Consider the following 411-nt stretch of genomic DNA (forward strand, 5'->3'; position numbering starts at 1 on the left):
CTATTCCGATAAAAACAAAATATATAAACGATTAGTAAATCAAATACTGAAGTACAATCCTAAGTTTGATATTAAGAAAGAAATTGATGCTAAGGGCATTCTTAATGAAAGTATTGATTATGTCAAATCAGGATTTAAAGACACGAATCTTTCCATTTGGGCCCAAGGAAGCTATAATGATTTTTCAAAAAATATCAGAAGCCTAATCAAATTCGAACATGTTATAGAAAAAGATGCAAAAGGGAATACAAGCTTATTTGTGAATGTTTTACAAGACAAGTATGAAGCTTTATACAATCACCGAAATAGGATTGCACATAATACAGCATCATACCAGCAAAACTTGCCTACACTGCAAACATTAGCTAATCCAAATTATAGATATGAAAATTATTTTATGTACTTCTGCAT

The 411-nt window shown here is 29.7% G+C and carries 1 protein-coding gene; it reads left to right on the forward strand.

What is annotated here, in order from left to right; translation table 11 throughout:
• Positions 1-411 (forward strand): hypothetical protein (locus SB717_RS33875; RefSeq protein ID WP_410907188.1); only part of this gene is annotated, 411 nt, incomplete at both ends.

This window comes from Priestia sp. SIMBA_032, from assembly GCF_046535215.1.
In the GTDB taxonomy this organism is placed as follows: domain Bacteria; phylum Bacillota; class Bacilli; order Bacillales; family Bacillaceae_H; genus Priestia; species Priestia aryabhattai.